Annotated in this window: 21 protein-coding genes; 11 read left to right on the top strand and 10 right to left on the bottom strand. The window is 62.2% G+C overall.

Annotated elements, in window-relative coordinates; translation table 11 throughout:
• Window position 1: 1 nt before the first annotated feature.
• The 8 genes from ilvG to JJ889_RS10980 all read right to left on the bottom strand — a co-directional run bounded on the left by ilvG (window position 2) and on the right by JJ889_RS10980 (window position 8,050).
• Entirely contained in the window at window positions 2-1,696 is a 1,695-nt protein-coding gene (gene ilvG / locus JJ889_RS11015) for an acetolactate synthase 2 catalytic subunit (RefSeq protein WP_366940078.1), read from the bottom strand.
• Between the two features lie 25 nt (window positions 1,697-1,721).
• Window positions 1,722-2,744, bottom strand: coding sequence for a ketol-acid reductoisomerase (gene ilvC / locus JJ889_RS11010; protein WP_291895020.1), 1,023 nt, complete (start codon window positions 2,742-2,744; stop codon window positions 1,722-1,724).
• The gene (locus JJ889_RS11005) at window positions 2,741-4,468 is read right to left on the bottom strand and encodes a dihydroxy-acid dehydratase (RefSeq protein WP_291895019.1); all 1,728 of its coding nucleotides are present in this window, start codon (window positions 4,466-4,468) and stop codon (window positions 2,741-2,743) included. Before JJ889_RS11005 ends, ilvC begins: the two co-directional genes overlap by 4 nt.
• Window positions 4,469-4,549: 81 nt before the next feature.
• The gene (locus JJ889_RS11000; protein ID WP_291895016.1) at window positions 4,550-4,687 is read right to left on the bottom strand and encodes a hypothetical protein; all 138 of its coding nucleotides are present in this window, start codon (window positions 4,685-4,687) and stop codon (window positions 4,550-4,552) included.
• Window positions 4,688-4,852: 165 nt separating this feature from the next.
• Window positions 4,853-5,689 (bottom strand): S-formylglutathione hydrolase, encoded by an 837-nt coding sequence (gene fghA, locus JJ889_RS10995; protein ID WP_291895014.1) that lies wholly within the window; start codon window positions 5,687-5,689, stop codon window positions 4,853-4,855.
• A gap of 8 nt (window positions 5,690-5,697) precedes the next feature.
• Entirely contained in the window at window positions 5,698-6,420 is a 723-nt protein-coding gene (locus JJ889_RS10990; protein WP_291895011.1) for a hypothetical protein, read from the bottom strand.
• A gap of 74 nt (window positions 6,421-6,494) precedes the next feature.
• Window positions 6,495-6,944 (bottom strand): YaiI/YqxD family protein, encoded by a 450-nt coding sequence (locus JJ889_RS10985; RefSeq protein WP_291895010.1) that lies wholly within the window; start codon window positions 6,942-6,944, stop codon window positions 6,495-6,497.
• Window positions 6,941-8,050 (bottom strand): S-(hydroxymethyl)glutathione dehydrogenase/class III alcohol dehydrogenase, encoded by a 1,110-nt coding sequence (locus JJ889_RS10980; protein WP_291895008.1) that lies wholly within the window; start codon window positions 8,048-8,050, stop codon window positions 6,941-6,943. Before JJ889_RS10980 ends, JJ889_RS10985 begins: the two co-directional genes overlap by 4 nt.
• A gap of 146 nt (window positions 8,051-8,196) precedes the next feature.
• Between JJ889_RS10980 and zwf the strand changes: the two genes are divergently transcribed.
• The 5 genes from zwf to eda are packed head-to-tail and all read left to right on the top strand — an operon-like array spanning window position 8,197 to window position 13,846.
• A complete protein-coding gene (zwf, locus tag JJ889_RS10975; RefSeq protein ID WP_291895006.1) occupies window positions 8,197-9,672 on the top strand; it encodes a glucose-6-phosphate dehydrogenase in 1,476 nt (491 codons plus the stop codon).
• The gene (gene pgl, locus JJ889_RS10970) at window positions 9,656-10,378 is read left to right on the top strand and encodes a 6-phosphogluconolactonase (RefSeq protein WP_291895004.1); all 723 of its coding nucleotides are present in this window, start codon (window positions 9,656-9,658) and stop codon (window positions 10,376-10,378) included. Before zwf ends, pgl begins: the two co-directional genes overlap by 17 nt.
• A gap of 17 nt (window positions 10,379-10,395) precedes the next feature.
• Entirely contained in the window at window positions 10,396-12,240 is a 1,845-nt protein-coding gene (edd, locus tag JJ889_RS10965; RefSeq protein WP_291895002.1) for a phosphogluconate dehydratase, read from the top strand.
• 2 nt (window positions 12,241-12,242) lie between these two features.
• The gene (gene glk / locus JJ889_RS10960) at window positions 12,243-13,217 is read left to right on the top strand and encodes a glucokinase (protein WP_291895001.1); all 975 of its coding nucleotides are present in this window, start codon (window positions 12,243-12,245) and stop codon (window positions 13,215-13,217) included.
• A complete protein-coding gene (eda, locus tag JJ889_RS10955; protein WP_291895000.1) occupies window positions 13,217-13,846 on the top strand; it encodes a bifunctional 4-hydroxy-2-oxoglutarate aldolase/2-dehydro-3-deoxy-phosphogluconate aldolase in 630 nt (209 codons plus the stop codon). The genes glk and eda overlap by 1 nt, the downstream gene beginning before the upstream one ends.
• On the opposite strand, the gene JJ889_RS10950 is transcribed toward eda, so the two are convergent.
• Entirely contained in the window at window positions 13,843-14,736 is an 894-nt protein-coding gene (locus JJ889_RS10950; RefSeq protein ID WP_291894998.1) for an aldo/keto reductase, read from the bottom strand. The two genes, eda and JJ889_RS10950, sit on opposite strands and share 4 nt — an antisense overlap.
• A 113-nt stretch (window positions 14,737-14,849) precedes the next feature.
• On the opposite strand from JJ889_RS10950, the gene JJ889_RS10945 reads away from it, so the two are divergent.
• The 4 genes from JJ889_RS10945 to JJ889_RS10930 all read left to right on the top strand — a co-directional run bounded on the left by JJ889_RS10945 (window position 14,850) and on the right by JJ889_RS10930 (window position 20,464).
• Window positions 14,850-15,641 carry a DUF3108 domain-containing protein gene (locus tag JJ889_RS10945; RefSeq protein ID WP_291894996.1) on the top strand — a complete coding sequence of 264 codons (792 nt, stop codon included), beginning with the start codon at window positions 14,850-14,852 and terminating at the stop codon, window positions 15,639-15,641.
• A gap of 280 nt (window positions 15,642-15,921) precedes the next feature.
• Entirely contained in the window at window positions 15,922-17,943 is a 2,022-nt protein-coding gene (locus tag JJ889_RS10940) for a TIR domain-containing protein (protein WP_291894994.1), read from the top strand.
• A 33-nt stretch (window positions 17,944-17,976) separates the two neighbouring features.
• Window positions 17,977-18,585, top strand: coding sequence for a hypothetical protein (locus tag JJ889_RS10935; protein WP_291894991.1), 609 nt, complete (start codon window positions 17,977-17,979; stop codon window positions 18,583-18,585).
• 61 nt (window positions 18,586-18,646) lie between these two features.
• A complete protein-coding gene (locus JJ889_RS10930) occupies window positions 18,647-20,464 on the top strand; it encodes an adenylate/guanylate cyclase domain-containing protein (RefSeq protein ID WP_291894989.1) in 1,818 nt (605 codons plus the stop codon).
• Here the strand turns inward: JJ889_RS10930 and JJ889_RS10925 are convergent.
• Entirely contained in the window at window positions 20,438-21,121 is a 684-nt protein-coding gene (locus JJ889_RS10925) for a Crp/Fnr family transcriptional regulator (RefSeq protein ID WP_291894987.1), read from the bottom strand. The genes JJ889_RS10930 and JJ889_RS10925 overlap by 27 nt on opposite strands.
• A 99-nt stretch (window positions 21,122-21,220) precedes the next feature.
• On the opposite strand from JJ889_RS10925, the gene JJ889_RS10920 reads away from it, so the two are divergent.
• On the top strand, window positions 21,221-23,236 hold the full coding sequence (locus JJ889_RS10920) for an alkyl sulfatase dimerization domain-containing protein (protein WP_291894985.1): 2,016 nt from the start codon (window positions 21,221-21,223) through the stop codon (window positions 23,234-23,236).
• A 64-nt stretch (window positions 23,237-23,300) separates the two neighbouring features.
• Window positions 23,301-25,961, top strand: coding sequence for a M14 family metallopeptidase (locus JJ889_RS10915; RefSeq protein ID WP_291894983.1), 2,661 nt, complete (start codon window positions 23,301-23,303; stop codon window positions 25,959-25,961).
• Window position 25,962 lies beyond the last annotated feature (1 nt).

Here is a 25,962-nt window from a genome sequence, read left to right as displayed (position 1 = left end):
GTCAGTCCTCCATCATTTCTGCATTGGATTTGCCTGGCGGAACGAGCGGCCAGACGTTTTCGCGCGGGTCGATCAGGCAGTGCGCCAGGATCGGTCCAGTGGCGTTGAGCAGTCGCTGGATGGCACCGGGCACCTCGTCGCGACTGTGAATGGTGAATGCTTCGACGCCGAATGCGCGGGCAACTTCGGCAAAGTCCGGATTGTCGTAGAGATCGATCTCGGAGAAATTCTGGTCGAAGAATAATTCCTGCCACTGGCGCACCAGGCCCAGCGAGGCATTATCCAGCAGCAGGATACGGATCGGCACGCCGTAACGGCGCGCGGTTGCCAGTTCCTGGATATTCATCATGATCGAGCCATCGCCGGTGACGGTGACAACCTTGCTGTCCGGGCGCTCCAGCGCAGCACCGATGCCGGCGGGCAGGCCGTAGCCCATCGCGCCCAGGCCCGCGCTCGTCAGATGGTTCTCCGGCCGAGCGAAGCGGCAATGCTGGGCCACCCACATCTGGTGCTGGCCGACATCACAGGCAGCGATGAAGTCATCGCCAGCGGTTTCAGACAATTCCTTCAACAGGCCAGGCGCGTAAATGCCGGAACCGGGCGCGTCATAGCTGAACGCGAACTCCTGCTTTCGGTTGCGGCACAGGGTGCGCCAGCTGTCGATTGCCAGATATCCCGCATCCAGCCGCGCCAGCGCGTCTTGCAGATCACCGCGAATAGCGGCGTCCACGCCGCGCAGCTTGCCGATTTCGGCGTGGTCGAGATCCATGTGGATGATGCGGGCATGGGGGGCGAACTGATCCGGCTTGCCGGTTGCGCGGTCATCGAACCGGGCGCCGCAGCAGATCAACAGATCACTCTCCTGGACGGCCATGTTCGCGGCGCGGGTTCCGTGCATGCCCAGCATGCCTAGATAGTTCTGGGCGTCCGGATGAGCGCAGCCAATGGCTTTCAGCGTGGCCACGGTCGGGATGCCGGTGCGTGCCATGAAGTCTCGCGCCGCTTCCACCGCATGCCCGAGGGCAATGCCCCCACCCATGTAGAGAACAGGTCGCCGGGCGGCCCGGAGCAGGCTGAGCGCTTCCTCGATACTGTCATCGCTGGCACGGGACGGAGCTGGTGTCGGCGCGGACATGGCCGTTTCAAACGCCATGCTCGCCTGCAGCGTATCCTTGGGCAGATCGACGAGGACCGGGCCGGGTCGACCTTCCTCGGCGATTTCGAAGGCCTCGCGGATGGTGGCCGGAATGTCCTCGGCATGACGCACGATCATGGAGTGTTTGACGACCGGCAGGCTCATCCCGAACACGTCGACTTCCTGGAAGGCGTCTGTGCCCATCAGGGTCGAAGGAACCTGTCCGGTCAGGATGACCATGGGCACGCTGTCCATGTAGGCATTGGCGATTCCGGTCAGCAGATTGGTCGCGCCGGGACCGGAGGTGGCTAGGCAAACGCCGGCCTTGCCGGTCAGGCGCGCCTGCGCGTCGGCGGCAAAGCTCGCCGCCTGTTCATGGCGCACCAGGATGTGTTCCAGTTTCGAGCCGACCAGCGCGTCATAGACGGGCATGATCGCCCCACCCGGATAGCCGAAGATACGGCGCACGCCGAGGTCCTCGAGCGTCCGCACCACGGCTTGGGCACCCGTCATCAGAGGGCGGGAATGCGCGTCAATCTCGGCGGCGGGCAGGGCGGTCATGTTTCTCGTCTCCTCGTTGGGCCGGCTAGTGAGCGTTGGCGCCCGGCTGCAGCCAAGGCATGTCGGCGCGCAATTGCGCCCCGGTCTTTTCAATCGGGTGTTCGAGATCCTTGCGCAGGAGCGCGGCGTATTGCGGCTTCCCGGCCTGGTTCTCGGTGATCCAGTCGCGGGCAAATGTGCCGTCCTGGATGTCCTTGAGGACTTCGCGCATGCGGGCGCGGGTCTCGTCATTGATCACCCGCGGACCCGAGCGCAGATCACCGTAGATCGCGGTTTCGGAGATGAATTCATGCATCTTCCCGAGCCCGCCCTCGTAGAGCAGGTCGACGATCAGCTTGAGCTCGTGCAGGCATTCGAAATAGGCGACTTCAGGCTGATAGCCGGCCTCGGTCAGGGTCTCGTAACCGGCCAGGACGAGCTCGGTTGCACCGCCACACAGGACTGCCTGTTCGCCGAACAGATCAGTCTCGGTCTCCTCGGCGAACGAGGTCTCGATGACGCCGGAATTGGCGCCGCCAATGCAGGAGGTATAGGCCAGTGCGCGGTCACGGGCCTTGCCGGTCGCGTCCTGGTGAGTGGCAAACAGGCAGGGCACGCCGCGTCCGCGTTCGTATTCGCGACGGACGAGATCGCCCGGGCCCTTGGGCGCCACCAGCATAACATCGATATCGGCTGCGGGTTGGACGCGCCCGAAATGGACGGAGAAACCGTGAGCGAACATGAGGGCGTTGCCAGCCTCCAGGTTCGGGGCAATCTGCTCACGGAAAATCTCCTCATGGGTCATGTCCGGGGTCAGGATCATGACGATGTCGGCTTGTTTCGCGGCATCGGCCGGTTCGGCAGTGGTCAGACCATCTTGGGCAGCGCGCTGGGCGCCGGTACCGCCGGCACGAACGCCGACGATGACCTTGCAGCCGCTGTCCTTGAGGTTCATGGCGTGGGCGCGGCCCTGGCTGCCATAACCGATGATGGCCACGGTTTCCGACTTGAAGTCGGTGGTGTCGATTTCGAAATCACTCCGGCGAGGAGCCTGGGTCGGGCGGGTCATGCGAAAATCTCCTGTTCGCGATGTGTCTGTGTCGTTTTGGATGTGGCTTGCCTGGCGGGCGGTGGGGCAGTGACAGCCCCTCGGGAAGCCGAGCTGACGAGGTGAGCGTACTTGTCGAAAACGCCCCCCATGCGATCGGGCTGAGGCGTGATCATGGAGCGGCGGCGCGCTGACAGATCGGCATCCGTATCGATCCGGCGCGCTTCGACATCGATGTGGATCCGGTCGCCGTCCATCAGCAGACCGATGGCGCCACCAGCGGTGGCTTCCGGGCTGACATGGCCGATAACGAAGCCTTTCGATGCGCCGGAGAAACGTCCATCCGTGATCAGGGCAACATCTTCGCTGAGACCCTGGCCGACCAGCGCCGCCGTGACTGCAAGCATTTCGCGCATCCCGGGGCCACCCTGGGGGCCTTCGCAGCGGATGATGACGACATCACCGGCCTTGATCTGATTGGCTTCGACGGCCGCAAACGCATCATCCTCGCACTCGAAAACGCGGGCCGTACCAGCAAACGCGCTGCGGGAATGACCGCTGAGTTTGAGAACCGCGCCCTCCGGAGCGACATCGCCATAGAGTACGCGGAAGCCGCCATCGGGTTTGACCGGGTTCTCGACGCTGTGGATAACGCGCTGGTTGGGGCTTTCCTCGGCCTTCGAGAACTCTTCGAACAGGCTTGCGCCGCTGACGGTTGGAGTGTCGGCGATGCGACCGGCCTGCATCAGGCGCTGACCGAACAGGCGTGTGCCGCCGGCGAGGAACATGTGGTGCGCGAGGAAGCGCCCGCCCGGTTTCAGATCGGTGATGACCGGCGCCTCCGATGAGACTTCGTCAAATGTGTCGATGGAAAAGGCAATGCCGGCCTCTGCTGCGATGGCAGCCAGGTGCAGGACGGCATTGGTTGAACCTCCGCTGGCCGAAGCGGCGATCGCTGCATTGCGCAGCGACTTGGGGGTGATGAAGCGGCGCGGATTGACCGCGGCTTCGACCAGCTCGACCGCCCGGATGCCGCACTTGCGCGCTGCATCTGGCTTGTCGGGGTGAGGGGCGGGGATGTCGTTGACGCCCATGGGCGAGAGTCCCAGGAAGCTTAACATCATCGCCATGGTATTGGCCGTGAACTGACCGCCACAGGCGCCTTCGCCGGGGCAGGCCGCTTTCTCGACCGCTTCCAGCTCGGCATCGTCGATTGAGCCGCAGGCATGAGCGCCGACAGCCTCGAAAACATCCTGGATGGACAGCTCCTGGTCGCCCTTGCGACCCGGCATGATTGTGCCGCCATAGAGGATGCAGCCGGGAATGTCGGCGCGGACCAGAGCCATGGCGGCGGCCGGGATGGTCTTGTCGCAACCCGCCAGGATGATGATGCCGTCCAGGCTGTGTCCGCGCACGGCCAGCTCGATGCTGTCGGTGACCACCTCGCGGGAGATCAGCGAGGCACGCATGCCCTCGGTCCCCATGGTGATCCCGTCGGACACCACGACCGTGTTGAAATCGACCGGAAAGCCGCCGGCTTCGCGAACGCCTTCACGTGCGGCATCCGCCAGCTTGTCCAGGTGCATGTTGCAGGGCGTGATCGTGCTCCAGGTATTGATCACGCCGATCATCGGCTTGGCGAAATCCTCGTCCGTCATGCCGGTGGCGCGCAGCATGGCGCGCGCCGGGGCGCGGGCGGGACCCCTGGTGATCGTGTCGGAGGATTTGGGAGAATGCTGGTTCATCGTGTGTCCTGTGCGGCCAGCACGAAAAAACCCCGCTCCTTGTGGGAGCGGGGTTCTTCGTGTCTGCCTAGTCTTGCTTTGCTAGATGGCAGGCGTCGTCGCCGCTCCCGTTATCTGGGCGGTAATAAGCACCACAAGAATAAGCACGAGACCAAGCGTCCGCACGCCCGGCTGGGCGGCGACGGCAATGGCCTGAATGGTGTTCGTGCTCGGGTTCATGAGAGCCGGTTCCTGTGTTTGCTGCGCTGCACAGTTACCGGAGTGAGTTTCGATTGCAACCCCGAGAAAGAAAAAAATGTGCGTGTGGCGCGCCCTGTTGCGAAAACGGCGCAAAAATCGTGCTCGCGGGGAGTAATGCTCGCGCGCGCGAAGACGGGCTGCAGCTCACAGCGAATTCAATGCAGCGGCGTGGTGACGCAAATGGTCCTCGATGAAGCTCGCGATGAAATAGTATGAATGATCATACCCCTCATGGCGTCGCAGGGTGAGGGCCTGTCCCGCTTCCGCGCAGGCGGTTTCGAGCAGGTCGGGGCGCAGTTGCTGGTCGAGAAACTGATCCCCCAACCCCTGGTCGACCAGGATGTGCGCGCGGCTCGGTTGCTTGCGAACCAGGGCGCAGGAATCGTGTTTTTCCCAGTCTGATTTCCGGTCGCCGAGATAGGTGTAGAACGCCTTTTGACCCCAGGGCACATCCATCGGCGCGACAATGGGTGAAAAAGCCGATACGGAGCGGAATTTTTTAGGGTTTTTCAGGTGAAGCGTCAGCGCGCCATGGCCACCCATGGAGTGGCCTGTAATGCCCTGGCGGCTCATGTCCGCAGCAAAGCTTTTTTCAATCAGTGCACTGAGTTCTTGGACTATATAGCGGTCCATGTGGAAGTGCTGCGACCAGGGCGCCTGGGTGGCGGACAGGTAGAAGCCTGCGCCCTGGCCCAGATCATAGCCGTCGTCATTGGGCACAGCCTCGCCGCGCGGACTGGTGTCCGGCGCGATGACCATCAGCCCCAGTTCGGCGGCGACACGCTGCAGGCCGGACTTCTCCATCACATTCGACCAGTTGCAGGTCAGCCCCGACAGATACCAGAGCACAGGCACCGGCCCGTCCTTGGCTTGCGGCGGTGTGAACACAGCGAAGCGCATCTCGCAGCCGCATACGGCGCTGTCATGGTCGAAAACGGCCAGCTCGCCGCCAAAGGAAGTCCAGGAGGAAATGGTTTTCATGAGTTACCCTACCAGAATTTCCACCAGGGTTTTTCGTTCGAGCTTACGGGGGCAGAAGATGCGGGCTCCATTGCGCGCGGGCGCTGAGGGCGTGCTTTTGCGATCATCTGTTCTGCCAGATCGATCTCGGTGGGGGAGGGTTCCGGAGGCCAGCTCTGATCATCCACCGGTCCGCCCGTCAGGATTAGGCGCCAGCGTGTCGCCAGCTCCACGGCAGTGCAGTCGTCAGCCGGCGCGGGTTCCCCTCCGACATCGAAGGCGCCGGCGAACAAGAAATCATCCAGCGTTAGTGTGTGTTGCCCGTTGCGAGCATCGTCAAGTTTCTGGATCTCGCCAGGGAAAGCTTCCAGCGCGCTCGGATCGAACTCGGCGAGCGCAAAGAAATCGGCGATCTCAAACAATGCTCCATCCTGAAAATCCGATTTCACTCGAGCGGCGAACGCGTCGTAGAGTCCCGCATAGTCATCCCTCAGTTCGCTTGGCAACAAGTCCAGCATGACATCGCGGCTGGATGCGAAGTTCTCCGCGAGAGCCCCTGGCGTTGCGTGAAAGCTCGGAAATTCAAGTCCGATCTCGCTGTGGTGAAGGTCGACGCGACCTGTCGAGGAAAAACCTGCGTACCAGAACAGGGGCACATTCCATTTCATGCACCAGGAACCGGCCTGGGGAAGGTCGTCCGCAGGGATGCCGGACGGGAAGGGACAGGAAAGAAGGAAAGCGCGACTGGACATGAATCTTCTCCACTTGGCGAGCAGAAGTAAGTCTTGTCCCAGCTCGCACCTGCAATCAAGGCGTGCGGTCGCTGCTATCGTCCGCGTTTGACCTGTTGGATGAGCGCTTCCAGCCCGTTGAGAAAGGCGGAGCGGTCCTTTTGGGAAAAGGGTTTGGCTCCGGATGTGATGACGCCGGTTTCGCGCAGGTCGGTCATCAGATTGCGCGTTGCGACAGCCGAGCCGATCGTATCCGGCGTGAAGGCCTTGCCGCGCGGGTCGATCGCTCGGGCGCCCGCCTTGAGGCAGCGATCGGCGAGCGGGATATCCGCGGTTACACAAATGTCGCCCGGGCCAATTCGTTCAGCAATCCAGTCATCGGCAGCGTCCAGCTTACCCTCGACGATTACCAGTTTGGCCCAGGGCGAACGCGGTCGCATCAACCCGCCATCACAGACCAGCAGGATCTCCGAGCGGTGCCGCTCACCCACCCGGATCACCTCGTCTTTGACGGGGCAGGCATCTGCGTCGACATAGAGGATCAAAACTCCACCACGCTCCGGATGCTTTCGCCGGCATGCATCAGGTCGAAACCCTTGTTGATGTCTTCCAGCGTGAGCTTGTGCGTGATCAGGTCGTCGATATTGACCCGGCCTTCCATGTACATGTCGACGATCTTGGGCACGTCGGTCCGGCCTCTCGCGCCGCCAAAGGCGGAGCCGCGCCAGACGCGGCCGGTGACCAGCTGGAAGGGGCGGGTCTGGATTTCTGCGCCGGCCGGTGCAACGCCGATGATGACGCTTTCACCCCAGCCCTTGTGGGCACATTCCAGCGCCGCGCGCATGACCTCGACATTGCCGATGCACTCGAAGGAATAGTCCGCACCGCCGCCGGTCAGCTCGACCAGGTGGCCGACAAGATCACCCTTGATGTCCTTGGGATTGACGAAATCGGTCATGCCGAACTGGCGCGCCATCGCCTCCTTGGCCGGATTGGTGTCGACACCGACGATCTGGCGTGCGCCCACCAGTTTGAGGCCCTGGATGACATTGAGGCCAATACCGCCGAGGCCGAAGACGACCGCGGTGGAGTTCGGCTCCACCTTGGCGGTGAACATCACCGCGCCGAGGCCTGTGGTGACGCCGCAGCCGATATAGCAAATCTTGTCGAAGGGGGCGTCCTTGCGCACTTTCGCCAGCGCGATTTCGGGCAAGACAGTGTAGTTCGAGAAGGTCGAAGTGCCCATGTAGTGCAGGATCTTCTCGCCCTTGTAGGAGAAGCGCGAGGTGCCGTCCGGCATCACGCCCTGGCCCTGGGTCGAGCGGATCGACTGGCACAGATTGGTCTTGGGGTGCAGACAATAATCGCATTCGCGACATTCCGGCGTGTAGAGCGGGATGACATGATCGCCAACCTTGAGGTCCTTCACGCCCGGGCCGACCTCCACGACAACACCCGCGCCCTCATGGCCCAGGATCGCCGGGAAGGCGCCTTCCGGGTCCGCGCCGGACAGGGTGAACTCGTCGGTGTGACAGATACCGGTCGCCTTGATCTCGACGAGGACCTCGCCCGCCTTGGGGCCTTCCAGGTCAACCTCGACGATTTCGAGAGGTTTTCCGGCTTCGAACGCTACTGCAGCTCTGGTTTTCATGATGTGTTCCCCTCAGAAGTGTCGGGAGCGAACCACTTCTCAACCGGGCTCGCAATCCATTTCTTGGCCGCAAGATGTTTCACCCACTGTGTTAGCCCTAACATCCGTGCTATAAACGTTCGGAACCCAAATGAAGGCGTGCCCGAATGGCTGAGCTAGTCCCAGTAGAACCATTTGATATCGTTGTTTTTGGCGCGACGGGAGACCTTGCGCTGCGCAAGTTGATTCCGGCGCTCTTTCACCGCTGGTGCGACGGCCAGATCCCGGCGGATTCGCGCATTGTTGCGGCCTCCCGGGAGGAGATGGAAACCGCGAAGTACTGGGAGCTCGCGGCTACTCATGTGCTCGACGAAACCTCGTCCGACAATCGCCGCAACCGCTGGAAGGATTTCCTTGATCACGTCACCTATGTCGCCGTGGATGCCACGGGTGCAGGTGAGGGATGGAAAGCGCTCGCAGACGCGCTTGACGATGCCGAGGACAAGATCCGCCTGTTCTACCTGGCCCTGCCGCCGTCTCTCTATGGTCCGGTCTGTGCCGCCATTGGTAAGCACAAGCTGAATACGGCCAATGCCCGGATCGTGCTGGAAAAGCCCATCGGGTCGAATTTCCACACGGCACGCGAGATCAATGACCGGGTTGGCCAGGTCTTCCCGGAGAACTCGATCTTCCGCATCGACCACTATCTGGGCAAGGAAACCGTCCAGAACCTGTTGATCCTGCGGTTTGCCAATTTCCTGTTCGAGCCGATGTGGAATGCCAACGGCATCGACCACGTCCAGATCACCGTGGCGGAATCGCTCGGCGCCGGGCAGCGCGCCAGCTATTATGACCGTTCCGGCGCGTTGCGCGACATGGTCCAGAACCACCTGCTCCAGCTGGCCTGTCTGGTCGCGATGGAAGCACCGTCCTCCCTCGACGCGGATGCGGTTCGCACCGAGAAGATGAAAGTCCTCCGCGCCCTGCGCACAGTGGATGCCCACTCCGTCTCCCATGACGTCGTGCGTGGCCAGTACCAGTCCGGCGCTGTCGACGGTGAGGGTGTTGACGGGTATGCCGAAGAGGTCGGCCATGACAGCCAGACCGAGACCTTTGTTGCTATCCGCGCCCACATCGACAACTGGCGCTGGGCCGGCGTGCCTTTCTACATGCGCACCGGTAAGCGCATGGCCGCACGCCGCAGCGAGATCATCGTCCAGTTCAAGGATGTGCCACATGATGTGGTCGGTGCCAGCAATGCCGGCTCCCACCCCAATCGCCTCATCATCCGCCTGCAGCCGGATGAGGGGGTCAAGCTGATGCTGACCACAAAGGATCCGGGGCCGGGCGGGCTGCGCCTGCGTTATGTGCCGCTCAACCTGAGTTATGCCGAGCATTTCGAGAAGGATTACCCGGACGCTTATGAGCGCCTGTTGATGGCCGTGGTGCGCGGCAATCTGGGCCTGTTCATGCGCCGTGACGAGGTCGAGGCAGCGTGGCGCTGGGTGGATGGCATCATCCAGGCCTGGGATGACGGCCAGGCGAAACTCTATGGCTATCCGGCGGGTACAGACGGTCCGACCCAGTCCGCCCTGTTGTTGGCAACGGAAGAACGGGAGTGGTTCGATGCCTTCAGCGCTTGAGCTAGAGATGACCGAACACACCTCGGTGGAGGCGATGGCCGTGGCCCTTGCGGCAGAGATTGAAGCGCGCCTGGCCAACGCGATCGCAGAGCGCGGTGCGGCATCGCTCGCCGTCTCGGGCGGTTCCACGCCGAAACCCCTCTATCAGCGCCTGTCAGACGCCGATATCGACTGGTCGAAGGTTACGGTCGTTCTCGTGGATGAACGCTGGGTCGATCCGGGCGAAGCGGGGTCCAATGAGGATTTTGTTCGAACGAGCCTGATCCAGAACAAGGCCGCTGCGGCGAGCTTTATCGGTCTCAAGACGGCGGGTCTGAAACCTGCTGACGGTCTGGCCGAGGCGGAGAGCCGCCTGACAGACCTGCCCCTGCCGATCGATGTGAGCATTCTCGGCATGGGCAATGACGGGCATACAGCATCCTGGTTCCCACACGCTGTCGGACTGGATGCCTGTCTGAACGCGGACCGGTCGCTGCTGGCGGCGGTGCGTGCGGAACGCTCCGAGGTGACCGGCGATCATCTCGACCGCATCACCCTGACCCGTCGACCGATCGCCCGTTCCGGTGTGATCTATCTGATGCTCAGCGGCGAAGCAAAGCGCGAGGCGCTTGCGGCCGCGGCGGGTGGCAGTGATATCGCCCAGATGCCGGTGCGTACCCTGCTGCGGGACGAAACCCTGCCATTCCAGATCCATTGGGCCGGTTGAACGAACGAGGCGCTTGCATGTCACTCAATGATACCCTCCACCGCGTTACCGAACGTGTCCGTGAGCGCTCCCGCCCGACCCGCCAGGCCTATCTGGACCAGATTGAGCGCGCGATCGGCGAAGGGCGCAATCGAGACGTCCTGTCCTGTGGAAACCTGGCCCACGGCTTTGCGGCCTGTGGCGGTACCGACAAGCGGGCGTTGAAAGATGGTGGCAGTGCTAATGTCGGCATTATCACCGCCTATAATGATATGCTGTCCGCGCACCAGCCGTTTGAAACCTATCCGGAAATCATTCGTGATGAGCTGCGCAAACATGGCGGTGTCGCGCAGGTCGCAGGCGGTGTGCCGGCCATGTGTGACGGTGTCACCCAGGGCCAGGACGGGATGGAGTTGTCCCTGTTCAGCCGCGATGTCATCGCCATGGCCACGGCAGTCGGGCTCTCCCACAACATGTTTGATGCGGCGCTGTTTCTGGGCGTGTGCGACAAGATCATCCCGGGTCTGATGATGGGCGCGCTGCGTTTTGGTCATCTGCCGTCGATTTTTGTGCCAGCAGGCCCAATGCGTTCCGGCCTGCCCAATCCCGAAAAGGCTCGAGTGCGCCAGCTTTATGCCGAGGGCAAGGTCGGTCGCGATGCCCTGCTGGAGGCCGAGAGCAAGAGTTATCATTCGCCGGGAACCTGCACCTTCTACGGTACTGCCAACTCAAACCAGATGCTGATGGAAATCATGGGCCTTCACGTGCCCGGATCTGCCTTCATCAATCCGACCGACCCGCTGCGCGAGAAGCTGACACGTGCTGCGGCCAAACGGGCGCTGGACCTGGTGCACTCCGGCGATGAATTCACGCCGCTCGGCCATATTGTCGACGAGCGGGCCATTCTCAATGCCATTGTCGGCCTGCACGCTACAGGTGGCTCCACCAATCACACCATCCATCTGATCGCCATTGCGCGTGCGGCCGGTATCGCCATCAACTGGCAGGATTTCGACGACCTCGCCTCGGTGACACCGTTGCTTTGCCGCGTCTATCCCAACGGCCCGGCAGATGTGAACCATTTCCACGCGGCAGGCGGCCTTGCCCTGGTGATCCGTGAGCTTCTGGAGGCTGGTCTGTTGCATGGTGATGTGAAGACGGTCGCGGGCGACGGGCTGCAGCACTATACCCGCGAGCCCTATGACAGGGATGGTGAGCTGGACTGGTCTGAAGGTACGCGCGAAAGCGCCAATCTGGACATTGTCCGCCCGGTCGCCGAGCCGTTTTCCGCTGATGGCGGTTTGCGGGTTCTCGACGGCAATCTCGGACGCTCGGTGATCAAGGTCTCTGCCGTGAAACCGGAGAACCGAGTGGTTGAAGCGCCAGCCATCGTGTTTGACAGCCAGGATGACTTGATGGCGGCTTTCAAGGCAGGTGAGCTGGAACGCGATTTTGTGGCTGTGCTGCGGTTCCAGGGGCCGCGTGCCAATGGCATGCCGGAATTGCACAAATTGACGCCCGCGCTGGGGTCGTTACAAGATCGCGGCTTCAAGGTGGCGCTGGTCACGGACGGACGCATGTCCGGTGCTTCGGGGAAAGTGCCGGCAGCAATTCATGTCAGTCCGGAAGCAGCGCTTGGGGGACCGCTCGCGCGGGTGAGTGACGGGGACATGATCAGTTTGCACGCAGACGCCGGCACGTTGCAGCTGACCGGACCCGGCTTCGACAAGCGCGAGCAGGCGCGTCTTGATACATCTGCGACGCTGGGAATGGGGCGAGAGCTCTTTGCTGGTTTCAGGGCCGTTGCCAGTGCGGCTGAAGAGGGAGCGATCGCCATTCCGGGGCTCGGCGAGAATATTGTTCGTGATATGGTGACGGTCTGACCATGGGTATGGTTGATCGATATCTCGTAGCCGATATCGGCGGCACCAATGCAAGGTTTGCAATGGTGTCAGGGTCTGTGCGTTCCGGGTTTGAACTGGAAGAAACGCGACGGCTCAAAAACGAGGATTTCGAGAACCTGCGTGACGCTGCGCATGCTTTTCTGGAGAGTTGCTCAGGCGGGCACCCGTCGCGTGCCTGCTTTGCCGTAGCCGGGCCAGTATCCGAGGGCAAGGTCAAGTTGACCAACTCCACCTGGCGGTTCTGCCCAAAGGACCTGGCGGAAGATTTGCGCCTGGAACAACTTCTGCCGGTCAATGATTTCGCGGCCCAGGCAAGGGGCGCACCTCTGAGCGGTCGAGACGCTTTGATGACCTTGCACAAGGGCACTGCGATCCCCGGAGCGCCTTGTGCCGTGCTCGGGCCAGGCACCGGGCTGGGTCTCGGCCTGGTCATCCCGCGCGGTGATGGTGTCAATGTTGTCGCGACGGAAGGCGGTCATGCCGGTTTCGCACCCCGGACCGAGGAAGAAATCGCGGTCGGGCGGTTTATCGCGGACGAGTATGGTTTTGTCTCCTGGGAGCGCCTGTTGTCGGGGCGCGGTCTGGTGAACATCCACCGCGCGCTGTGCCATCTCTCCGGCGAACCCTGGCCCGGTCATCGACCCGAGGACGTCACGGCCGAGGCGATCAGCGATCCGAATTCGATCTGTCGCCGGGTCGTTGACCTGTTTTGCGCCGTGCTGGGCGCCTATGCCGGTGATGTCGCGGTTATCGCTGGCGCACGCGGCGGGATCTATCTTGGCGGCGGTATTCTGCCAAGAATTCGCGAACTGGTTCCGGACAGCGCCTTTGAAGCCCGTTTTCAACGTCGCGGACCTATGACGCATTATGTGTCCAACATTCCCGTCAATCTCATCCTGTCCGACAAGGCTGCGCTTCTGGGCGCTGCCGCTCTGGCAGAAGCTGGAGGCCTTTAATGGAAGTTTCCATGGACGAGCTGCTGGCCGCGGCCAGCGTGATCCCGGTTCTGGCGGTCAAGAATGCGGCCGACGCCGAGCCCCTGGCGCATGCGCTCGCGCGCGGCGGTTTGCGCGTGGTCGAGATGACCTTGCGCACAGATGCTGCCATCGAGGTCATGCAGCGCATGCAGGCTGCCGAGCCAGAGTTGATTGTCGGCATGGGCACGCTGCGCACGGGCGATGATGTGACCCGGTCGGTTGCGGCCGGAGCTCACTTCCTGGTGTCGCCGGGCCTGACGGATGAGCTTGCTGCCGCGATGCTCGCCGTGGACGTACCTGCACTGCCGGGTGTGGCAACCGCGAGCGAGGCCATGACGGCGTCGGCAGCGGGTTTCGAAGCGATGAAATTCTTCCCGGCTGAACAGGCTGGCGGGCTGGATTATCTCAAATCTCTCAAGGGACCACTGCCGGATATTCGTTTCTGCCCGACCGGTTCGATCACCCGCGAGCGTGCGGCTGATTACCTGGCGACACCGAATGTCGCCTGCGTCGGAGGGTCCTGGATTGCCAATGCCGCAATGATCGAGGCCGGTCAGTGGGATGAGATCGAAGCCAATGCCCGGTTCGCGACATCCCTGAAGGGTTAGGGAACTGGCGCTCCCCGTGCCGCTTCGAGGAGGGCGTACCAGTCCTGGCGGTCCAGCGTGATCTGGCGGTAGGCGTTGGCTTGTCGTTCCAGCCGTTCCGGTTTCATCGTGCCCAGGATCGGGATTGTATGCGCTGGCAGGTTTTTCAACCAGGCAAGCGCGATCTCGTCGATTCCACCTGCATCCATATCCTGCTGGACACGTTCAAGGCATGCGCGGACAGGCGCGAATGCATCGCTGCCACCAAACAATCGTCCGCCAGCCAGCGGGGACCAGGCCAGGAGGGGCATACTCGCCTGCGCGGCCCGGTCCAATCGGCCATCATCGAGCGCTGAGCTCTCGCACACCGAAATTTCGATCTGGTGCGCGGCGATCGGCAGATCGCTGGCGGCCTGAAGGCGGCTGAGCTGGTGTATGGAGAAGTTGGAGGCGCCGTAAGCGGCGACCTTGCCTGCGGAAACGAGGTCCTCCAGTGCCCGTGCCGTTTCATCTGCGCGCATCAGATAATCCGGTCGATGCAGCAAATAGAGGCCGATCTGCTCCACGCCGAGCCGTTTCAGAGAGGCCTCTGCTTGCTGCTGGATATAGGCGGCGTCGGACCGATAGTGCACTGTGCGCACGCCGGGCTGGCCGGGGCTGGGAAACCGTACACCGCACTTGGTGATGACGTGCAGTCGCTTGAGCTGCTCGGCATCAAGATGCGCCAGCGCCTCGCCGTGCAGGGCTTCGACGGCACCATCATCATAGATATCCGCGTGATCGATCCAGTCGATATCCAGGTCCAGACATCGGGCGAGCAGGTCGGCAAAGCCTGACGGCTCGCGGGTATGCTGGTTCTGGCGGGCGCGCCAGGCGCCCCAGACGAGATCGGTTTGAGCAAGCGGGGTCATGGCGGCATGTTAGCGTTATCCAAATTGGAGCGCAAAGCCGCATGTGTCATTCTTGGTGGATGGTTTTCCTGTCTCGACTATCCGCGGTTTCACACTCGATTGTGCGACTGGCCGTGCCGGCCTGTTTGGGCCTGTCATTGCTGACGGCACCGGCCTCTGTGGCCAGTGAAGACGCGGTTGTCCCTGCGCAGGATACGTTTTCCCTGACTGCGCGTTATTCCAGTCGCGTTCTGATTTTCCCGGTGGGTGACATCGTTTTCGAGGCCCGGCTCGCGGATACCGCCTACTCCGCCAGCACCCGGATCGAGGCAGCCGGGCTGGCAGCACTGTTCACTGATTTTGACATCAATGCGGAAGTGCAGGGATATATCGAAGATACCGAGGCCTCGCCTCGTCGTTATGCCCATGTCGAGCGGACCGGACGCAAGGTCCGCTCGGTCGAGGTGAGCTTCGCCGAAGGGGTTGCCCGATCTGCAGTCGAGCCGCCCTTTGGCTCCTGGGGCGTGCCACCGGCTTCGGAGGATGATCGCACTGGCGCGATCGATCCGATGTCCGCCTTTGTTGCCCTGTCAGAGCAGTTGAACCGGGATGAGGGGCGTGGTTGTGAAGGGGTGCTGCCGGTGTTTGACGGCAAATCGCGATACAATCTGCGCCTCGAAAATCGCGGCCGTGACCGCATCCGGACACGTGGATGGCGCGGTGAGGCGGTTTTGTGTGATATCTGGTACGAGCCGATCTCGGGATATGATCCGGAAGATTATCCCAGCGAGCGCGAACTCAGCCAGCCCTTGCGGATCTGGCTCGCTCCGATAGATGGTGGCCGATACTATCTGCCAGTCCGGCTCTATACGCGCGCCGGTCTCGGCGGTGTGACGATCGAACTCGCGCAAGTTTCTGCTGCATAAAAGTTTTATGGCGTGACCGCAGTCACGCGAAGCGCCCACGAAGCTCGCTAGATTGCTCTGGCTGCCGACCGGGATGGCCCCAAAACATCCCTCAGCATGCTTGGCGGAGTGCGGCACTTGCCCAATAAGCGCCTGATCAGCGCGTCGCACTCCGCCCTATCGCTTCCAATCGGTATGCCGCCCAAAATCGTGACCATTTTCAACAAGCTGGGCTTCGCTTCTGCTTGCGCACGCAATGCGTGTGAAGGAGAGTGGTCGGTGAGTGATTTTGGGGACTCGCATGACCGACGTTTCGAACTACGCAGCTTTTATAAGCTACTCTCACGATGATGAGCGTTTTGCGCGCTGGCTGCATCGTCAGCTCGAGACCTACCGGATCCCCAAACACCTGGTGACGGCAGATGGCGCGGTTCCCGGCCGGATCGGTCGCATTTTCCGGGATCGCGATGACTTGCCGGCAGCAAACGACCTCTCCGCCGTCGTGCAAGACGCCCTGGCTTCGTCGGCCGCGCTGATCGTGGTCTGCTCGCCGTCGGCGGCAAAGTCACAATGGGTCAATCGGGAGGTCGAGGTTTTTCGGGAGTTGCATCCGGACCGGCCGATCCTCGCCGCGATCACGGCGGGTGAACCCGGCGGTGAGGACAGCAACGAGAATTGTTACCCACCCACCCTGCGTCGGCCGCGGGAGGATGGCGGGTTCGATGAGCCGGCCGGAGCCGATTTCCGCCCGGGCAAGGATGGTAAGCGCACGGGCGTCGTCAAGCTGGTCGCCGGCCTGTTCGGTCTTCCGCTCGATCAAATCCTGCAACGCGATTTGCAACGGCGACAGCGTCGCGTGACGGCGGTCACGGTGGTTACCTCGGCTCTTGCGTTAATCATGACCTCACTTTCATTGCTTGCGATGTCGGCTCGATCCGAGGCGGAGCATCGAAAAGCGGAAGCAGAGGATTTGATCGAATTCATGCTTACTGATCTCAAGGCGCAGCTTCAGCCCGTTGGCCGTCTCGATGTTCTCGACGCAGTTGGGGAGAAGGTCATCGAATACTATTCCGCCCAGCCTTCGCGGGAGATGACAGCGGATTCGCTCGGACGTAGCGCCCGGGCGCGACACATGCTGGCCGAGATCGAGCTGGCACAGGGAGATCTGCAAGCTGCGCGCGGTTATTCAACGTCTGCTTTCGAGGCCACCCGCGTTATCCTGGAGCGAGATCCGACCGAACCGGCCCGGATCTACGAGCACAGCCAGTCGAGCTTCTGGCTGGGGTATTTCGCCTTTCTTGGGCAGGAGCTGGATATCGCCGAGGCGCGGTGGGACGAGTACAGACAGCTTACCGAACAGCTGGTTGAGATCGACCCGACCAATCTGGAATGGCTGAACGAGGCGGGGCATGCGCGCAACAATATGGGTATTGTCCAGATGCGCCGCGGCAATCTGGAAGAGGCTGAAGCCTCTTTCGAATATGGTCGCGACCACTTCGCCAGCGCGTTCCAGCAATATCCGACTAACGCCCAACGCGATAATCTGGCCGGATCCTATGGCTGGCTGGCCTCCGTTCGCGAGGAGAATATGGACGCCCAGGGCGCTATCCTTCACCTGCTTGAACAGATCGAAGTACTCAATGGCGCAGAGAATTTCGAGGATGACTGGCGTCTTCGCCGTGATGCCATGGTTGCCGAGGCCAATGTCGCACGCATGCACCTTTATATGAGAGCCCCGCCCAGCGCGGAATCTGTCGAGAACGCGCTGGTCTATCTCATCCCGGCCTCGCTTGAGGCGCAGGCCTTGGTCCGTCACGAACCGGACCGCGTGAACTGGCGCATAAATGCGGTGCGCACGCTGTCACTGCTGGTTGATGCCCACCTGTTCGCGGGTGAGGTAGCCGAGGCCCGAGCGGCCATGATAAACCTGTCGCGTCTGATGAGCCATGAGAGCTGGGAGACAGCGGAGCTTGACCAGATCGGTGAGGCCCGCGTCCAGGTCCGTGCCAGCCAAATGCGCCTGCTCGCGGCGATCGGTGAGGAAGAGGCATCACGCTCGGAAGGCGAGAACTTGCTGGTGCAATTTGCCCGCGCCCGCGAAGACGGCTCCGCGTCCAGCCAGGACTATATCTATACCTTGTTGATCTCGAATTTTCTGGCGGAACAACACCGTGCAGCGGGGCGTCACGCTGACGCGGACACGGTGCTGGGCCAGGCATTGACAGCCTATGAAGCCCGCCCGGAAGGGGTGGAGCACATCTTCCTGCGTGCCCAGCTGGAACAGGCCAATGCCCTGGCGGCAGCCATGGAGCCAGCAGAATAAATATCCGAGTTTGTGAGTAGAGAGGGGATTACCATGATCGACCAAGAATCATTCGATGGCAGCCGGGTTCAGGCCAATATTGATGACGCCTGCGATTTCGAGCCGGAGCTCACTTATCTCAGCCTGATTGCGAAAGCCAATGACGGATTTGTCGTGGTCAACGGAAGTGACTGGGGATTGCCGGCGTTTGACGATACCCAAATCACGCAGATCCTGATGGTATTCAATGAGGTTGTGGACGATTATGCCACTACCAACTCTGCGACCATGCGGATGGCGGTTACCTCGGCGCTTGCCGGCATGTGGGCGCCGTGTTCCGGTGTCATGAATTGCCCGTTCGACCAGCACGTCGTCGGTCCCGCGCGCATCATCTTCCATGTCCACGCGCCGGGCTGGGGATTCGAGGAAGCCCGCATCAAGTTCAAGACCGAGGGGGCCGAAGCCCTTTTCTGTGGCCTGGACTGGCTGGACCTGCATGGCCAGAGCGCCAAGCCATTCAGCTTCCAGATCGGTGTGCAGAAGGTGAAAAAACGTGTCAAACATCAGTTTGCGCTCTTCATCGAGGCGTCCCAGAATGCCGGGCAGCAAGTCACGCGATTGATCATTGATCCGGAGGTCGATGTGGATGTCGGTCCGTCCTAGGCCCGGTATTTCATCAGCCTTCTGACCTGGCTCGATCGCCAATCACTCTGGGAGGGGGCGTTTGAAGAACACGGTCGACGCAGAGATCCGCAACGGCAATCTCGTACGCGCGCATGAACTGTGTCTGCGGGCCCTCCAGGAAAATCCCGATGACGCGCGGCTGAAACACGCTGCCGTCATCTGCCTTCTGCGCAGTGGCGCGATTGACCGGGCTCGTAGAGAATTCCGCGAATACGGTCTGCACCAGGCCGAGCTGGACGAGGATCTGATGGCGTTGGATGCGCGCCTGGTGAAGGCGATGGCATTCGAGGCCGTCAGCGAACACTTCCAGCCCCTGGCCCGCCAGTCCGCTCTTCGTTACGGCGCCGTGTTCGAGGCGACTGGCGGATCCTATACCGGTGTGAATGCCGCCAGCATGATGGCGCTCAGCGGGGACGGGAACCAGGCCCGCGAGTATGCGCGGCGAGTGCTGTCCTCCGGCGAGGTCCAGGCTGGCAATCCGCAGGCCCGGTACTACCAGCTCGCCTCTACCGCTGAAGCTCACCTCCTGCTCGGGGATCTGCGTGCGGCGCAGGTCGCCCTCAACGCAGCGCTGGCCGAGGATCCGGAAAACTACGGCGCCCATGCCGTGACCCGTCGCCAGCTGGCCCTCGTCGGTTCCGCCATGGGGCTCAGCGCGCAATCGCTACCCCTGCCGGTCCTGCCGCGCCCCTTCCACTATGCCGGCCATATCTTCTCTGAAGTGGCCGAATTGCTTCCAGCGGGTGGCGAGAGCAACAGCCTGGCCGGCCGCATCGAGCAGGCGCTGGAACAACACAACACCGGAGCCGCTTTCGGTGCACTGGCCGCCGGGGCCGACATCCTGTTTGCCGAGGCAGTGCTTCGACGCGGGGCGTCGTTGACCGTGGTGCTGCCCGTGCCGGTTGATGTCTTCCTGCAGAGCTCGGTGCAGCCTTTTGGTCGCGAATGGGTACGCCGCTGCGAACATTGTCTGGGTGAGGCAGATGATATTCTCGAGACCAGTTCGGACCGAGTGCTGATCTCCGGTGCGTCGATCAATCTGGCCAGTTCCATCGCCATGGGTCTGGCCCGCTTGCGCGCCGAAATGCTGGCGACAGAGCCGGTCCAGCTGCTGGTGCTCGACCCGTCCGACCCGGCCCGGGAGTTCGGCACGGCGCGCGATGGCGATATCTGGCTGGGCGCGGACTTGCAGCAGAGCCTGATCGAGGTCCGTCGCGAGCGTTCGAGCGCGCGGCCAAAGCGGCCGCTGGAAGCCGAGGCCAGTGACTACCGCCCCGCCATGCGGGCGATGCTGTTTGCCGATGTGGTCGGTTCTTCCCGCATCGCCGAGGACACCGTGCCGAGTTTCGTGGAGGCCGTGCTCAAGCCGATGGCCATGGCCGCTCGGGCGACATCACCGGCCTATCTCGACAGCTGGGGTGATGGACTTTTTCTTGCCTATTCAGGCAGTTGCGAGGCCGCGGAAGCCGCTTCGCAATTGATGCAGGCTTTCAAGGCGATTGACCTGACCGAGTTGGATCTTCCGGACCAGCTCGACCTGCGCATCGGCCTGCATTTCGGTCCGGCGCACCAGGGGCGAGACCCCTTGATGGACCGGGACAGCCTGTTCGGGGCCCAGGTGTCTCTCGCGGCGCGCATCGAAAGCACGGCTATGCCCGGCACGATTTTCGCCAGTGAAGCCTTTGCTGCGGTGCTGGCGATGGAACAGGATGGCGGGTTTCGCTGTGAACCGGTGGGGCTCAAACGCGTCGATCCGCAATTGCCGCCCGTGCGGCTGTACACGCTGCGCAAGGTCGCCCCGGACTCCCTGGTCGCGCGGGCGTTTCGCAGTTCACATGGTATCCTCGAGACGGCTTAGCTGTTCCGGATCGATCAGCTCGATATGGTCGTCCCCGCGCTGTATCAGACCGCGTTCGGCCAGGCGGCTGACCGTGCGGGACACGGTTTCACGCGCCGCGGCCACCCGGTCCCCGATCTCCTTGAAGGACGGGATGGGCGAGATAATCCGCGTGCCCCCCTCGTCACTGCTGCGCGACATGCGCAGCAATTCCGCATAGATGCGGCCCGTCGTCGACAGGGCGCTCAACTCGAACATGCGACGGGTGGTGGCGTGCATGCGGGCGGCCAGCATGCGTGACAGGGCGAGGCCAATCTGGCCGTGCGCCTCGATCAGCGCCAGGAAATCCTCGCCGGTAATGCGGGCGACAACGCTGTCCTTGCTGGCCGTGATCTCCGTCGTGCGCGGATCGCCCGTCAGTGCGGCCATTTCGCCAAACATCGCGCCCGGCTCGAGATAGCTGACCCAGACATCCTGCCCCGACCGTGCCAGCACTCCGACCCGCATCTCGCCATCCAGCAGAAGATAGACGCTGTCGTCGGTCGCATCCTGGGAGATCACAGGCTCGCCATCTGGCACCTGTGCGAGCTCGCTTGCGCGCTGCAAGGCGGCGCGCGCAACCGCATCGGTCAGGCCGATCCGGTTCCAGACTGATTCCCAAGCGCTTTCGAAAGACATTCGATCCCCGGCATGATTGGATATTCTCTTTAGGCTAGGGAGGTTTGCGCGGGAAGCAAGTGCGCTTAGTCTGACTGCAAAACACGGGGGAGAAGTCCGTTGTACAACAAAACCAGTTGGTCGCATGCGCTGCCCATGATCGTGCTGACAGCAAGCCTGGGCGCGTGCGGCGCGCCCACACGTGAAAACGTGGCGGAGTATGACGCGGAGGCCGCGGTCGATGCGTCCGGTTTCCGAGCCGCCACGCCCGCCACGCAGGCCTATAATGGCGAGGTCCTCGCCTCGCCCCTGATGCAGGATGACGCTGATTTCGAACTCGCCATGCGCGGGCTGGTGTCGCGCGAGGACAGTCTGGATATACGCGGGGCGGAAGGTGAAATTGTCTGGCGGGCCGCCGACTATGCCTTTCTCGACAGCGAACCGCCGGCGACGGTCAATCCCAGCCTCTGGCGCCAGTCACAGCTCAACGCCATTCACGGCCTGTTCGAGGTCACCGAGGGTGTCTACCAGGTGCGTGGCTATGATCTTTCCAACATGTCCGTCATTGATGGGCCGGATGGCCGGATCATCATTGACCCTCTGACTTCTGTGGAAACCGCACGGGCGGCGATGCAGCTGGTCAATGAGGCACTGGGCGAACGCCCCATCGCTGCGATCATTCTCACGCACAGTCATATCGACCATTTTGGCGGCCTGGCTGGCGTGGTGGAGCTGGAGCAAATCGCTTCAGGCGAGGTGAGCCTGATCGCGCCAGCCCATTTCCTGACCGAGGCTGTCAGCGAGAATGTTATCGCCGGCGTGGTGATGGGACGTCGCTCCGGCTACATGTACGGCATGCCCCTGCCGCGAACGCCGCGCGGTCATGTCGGCTCCGGCCTGGGTCAGCATCCGGCCATCGGCACGTATACAATCGCTGCGCCCACGCACATTATTCACCAAAGCGGCCAAGCGCTGGAGTTCGGCGGTGTGCGCATGGAGTTCCAGTACGCCCCGCACACCGAGGCTCCGGCCGAGCTGACAGTGTTCTTCCCGGACTACCAGGCCTGGTGCGGCGCCGAGATCGTCTCGCGCACCATGCACAATCTCTACACGCTGCGGGGAGCCCAGGTGCGTGATGCGCTGGCCTGGTCAGCGGCGATCGATGATGCGCTGATGCGGTTCGGTGACCGCACCGAGGTGATCTTCAACAGCCATCACTGGCCGGTCTGGGGCAATGCCGAGGTCCGCGACTATCTCGCCGGGCAGCGGGACATCTACAAATACATCCACGATCAGACCCTGCGTCTGGCGGCGTCGGGCCTGCGCCCTGACGAGATTGCCGAAGCGATTACCTTGCCGACAGCGCTGGAAAACAATTTCGCAATCCGGGGTTATTACGGCACGCTTCGACATAATTCGCGGGCGGTCTATCAGCGCTATTTCGGCTGGTATGACGGTGTTCCTGCGCATCTCAACGCCCTGCCGCGCGTCGAGGCGGCCGAGCGATATATCGCGGCGATGGGCGGTCTGGACGCCGTGCTCGAAACGGCAGGAAATGCGTTTGAGGCGGGTGAGTACCGATGGGCTGCCGAGCTCGCCCAGCATGCTGTCTTTGCCGAACCCGCCAGCGCCACTGCGCGTGAGCTCCTGGCGCGCAGCTATGAGCAGCTGGGCTACCAGGCCGAGTCCGGCCCCTGGCGTGATGTCTATCTGACCGGTGCCTACGAGCTGCGTCACGGTGTGGAGGCACGTGATGTGACGCGGGCGGCTGGCAACATCCTGGAGACCATTCCTCTGGACATGTTCTTCACGGCCATGGCCACGCGTCTGGACGCCGGGGAGGCGGGTGAGTTTGAGGCGGTGCTGAACTTCATCTTTGAGGATACGGGTCAGACTTTTGTGATTGAGATCTCCAACGGGGTGATGCGCCATTATGAGCGCGCCGCTGCGGATGATGCCGATGCGACCGTCAATCTGACCCGGGCCTTCTGGCTGCGCCTGATCCAGCAGGAGGCCGGCCTCATGGACATGATCACGTCGAGCGATTTTGCCGTAACGGGCGATCGTGGACGGTTGCTGCGCTTCTTCTCGCTGCTGGAACAGCCGGTGCCGTCTTTCGATATTGTCACGCCGTAAGTCGTGATTTGAGTTTAGGACAATTCCGTCTAAGTCATCGGGACGCAACATTCTGGGGAGGAATATGATCAGGTCTCTTGCCGCTTTCAGCGCGGCGCTGTTTTTCACGACGGCGCCAGCCATGGGCCAGTCTGCGCCATTTAACGTGCGTTATGACGATAACATCCCCACGCTCGAGGAGTTTGCCGGGCATGACTTCCGCGATGAAGTCACACGACCGGAAACCGCGATCGCCTATATCCGCGCACTGGAAGAGGCGGCGCCGGATCGCGTCGATGTCTTCTCTTATGCGACGACCTGGGAAGGACGAGAGCTGGTCTATGCCGTGATCGGGTCGCCGGAACGCATGGCGGATCTGGACCGGGTCCGTGCGGGCATGAATGCCCTGGCTAATCCGGACGGGATGTCGGCTGCCGAGCGCGATCGTCTGATCGAGGAAATGCCGATTGTTGTCTGGCTGTCCTATGGCGTTCATGGCGATGAGATCTCTCCGACGGGGGCCGGTCTGCGAACGGCCTACCACCTGCTGGCTGCCGAGGATGACGAGACGGTCGAAACGATTTTTGACAATGCCCTGATCATCATTGATCCGACCCAAAACCCGGATGGCCGCTCGCGTTTTGTGAATTCATTCGAATCTGCTCGTGGCCTTGAGCCGAGCGCTGATCGTTATGCGGTGGAACATGACCAGCCCTGGCCGCGCGGTCGTTACAATCACTACCTGTTCGATCTGAACCGTGACTGGTTCTCCCTGACCCAGCCGGAAACACGTGGCCGGGTGCGCGAGATGCAGGTCTGGTGGCCGCAGGTTGTCGTCGACTCGCACGAGATGAGCGGTGACTCGACCTATTTTTTCGCGCCGTCTGCCGAGCCCTTCAATCCGAATATCGAGGCGCACCAGCGTCGCACCCAGGAACTGATCGGCCGCAATCATGTCGGCTATTTCGACGAGCTGGGCTATCACTACTTCACGCGCGAGGTCTATGACGCCTTCTATCCGGGCTATGGCGATATGTGGCCGACCCTGCATGGTGCGGTCTCGATGACCTATGAACAGGGGTCTGCCCGTGGCCTGTCCTGGCGCCGTCCGGATGGATCCATCCTGACCTATGGCGATGGCGTTGACCGTAATTTTGTCACCAGCCTCTCCACTGTCGAGGCGGCCGCGCGCAACCGCGTGCAGCTGCTTGGCGAGTACGCCGATTTCCGCGCCAGCGGTGGTCGCCAGCCCAATGGCAATGAAGCGGCGGTCTTTGATGCCAGCGTAAATTCCTGGAATGCCGATCGTCTGGCTCGCCAGCTTGCCTATCAGGGCATCACGGTTGAGCGTCTGGAAGGGCGCCAGTCCCTGTGCGGCGCGACATTTGATGATGGCGCCTATGTGGTGCGGTACGACCAGCCCGCCGGCCGGCTGGCGCGTACGTTGCTGGAGCCGACAACGGATCTTCCGTCCGATTTTGTCGACGAACAGGAACGCCGCCGCGAGGCCGGCCTCAATGCCCAGCTGTATGATGTCACCGCCTGGGCCCTGCCGCTTATGAGCAATGTCGAGGCGACGCAATGTCGACGCGCGCCGGGAAGTGCTGGCGTGATCGTCAGTGCGGATGGTTTGCCCGATGCGCAGCTTGTCGACATGGACGCGGCGTGGGGTTTCGCCATCCCGTGGGATGATGCCGGCCAGGCTCACCTGGTCGCGGCGTTGGCCCGCGAGGGTGTGCAGATGCGCACGACGACGGTACCGTTCCGTATTGGCAATACGACCTATCCCAGCGGATCGGTTGTGGTCCCGCGCAGCGATAATGGTGCCGAGCTTGAATTCCTGATCACACGTCACGCCCGTGAAAGCGGCGCAGAAGTGCATGGCATGGAGAGCAGCTGGGTCGACGAGGGCCCCAATCCGGGTTCCGGGAACTTCTCGCCGGTGTTTGCGCCGCGTATTGCCCTCCTGTGGGGGCAGGGTGTTGGCGCCACGGAAACCGGTGCGACCCGCTATATTCTCGAGCGCCGCTACAACCTGCCTGTGACCATCATCCGCCCGGCCTCGATCAGTCGTGCGGACCTGGACCGGTTCGATGTCATCATCATGCCGGACCAGGGTTTCCCGGGCTATAATTCGATGCTGGGTAGCGCGCGTTCTGCCTTGCAGGGATATGTCCGTGACGGGGGTGTGCTTGTGGGTCTTGGCACCGCCACGCGCTGGCTGGCCGATGCGGACAATGGCTTTCTGCCGCTGCAGCGGGAGCGCGCTGCGCAATCGCCACGCGATGCGGAGGGACAGTCCGCCGGTGTGACCGATGGCAGTGTTCTCACCAGCGAGGCCGAGCGCATGATCGCGGAAGCGGTGCATGGCGCCATGCCGGATTCCTCGCCGGGCGCGCTGGTATCTGTCACCGCCAATACCGATAGCTGGATGTCAGCTGGCTACGAAAACGGTGCCTATGCGCTGGTGACCGGATCGGACATCTACGCGCCGGTTGCGCTGGATGATGCGACGACCGCATTGCGTTTCGCCGGGCCGGAGGAATTGCTTCAGGGTGGATATCTGTGGGCGGAATATGCAGAACAGCTCGCGCACAAACCCTTTGTGGTGACACGCCGGATGGGTCGTGGCCATGTCGTGGCCTTTACCCAGTCTCCGACCACGCGTGCCTATCTGGAAGGGCTGGACCTGTTGCTGCTCAATGCGGTTATCCTCGGCCCCGCTAATTCCAGCCGCTTGCGCTAGT

It is taken from the genome of Maricaulis sp. (assembly GCF_017643475.1).
In the GTDB taxonomy this organism is placed as follows: domain Bacteria; phylum Pseudomonadota; class Alphaproteobacteria; order Caulobacterales; family Maricaulaceae; genus Maricaulis.
The sequence above is the reverse complement of the archived record's forward strand: the minus strand, read 5'-3'. Positions and strand labels throughout refer to the sequence as shown.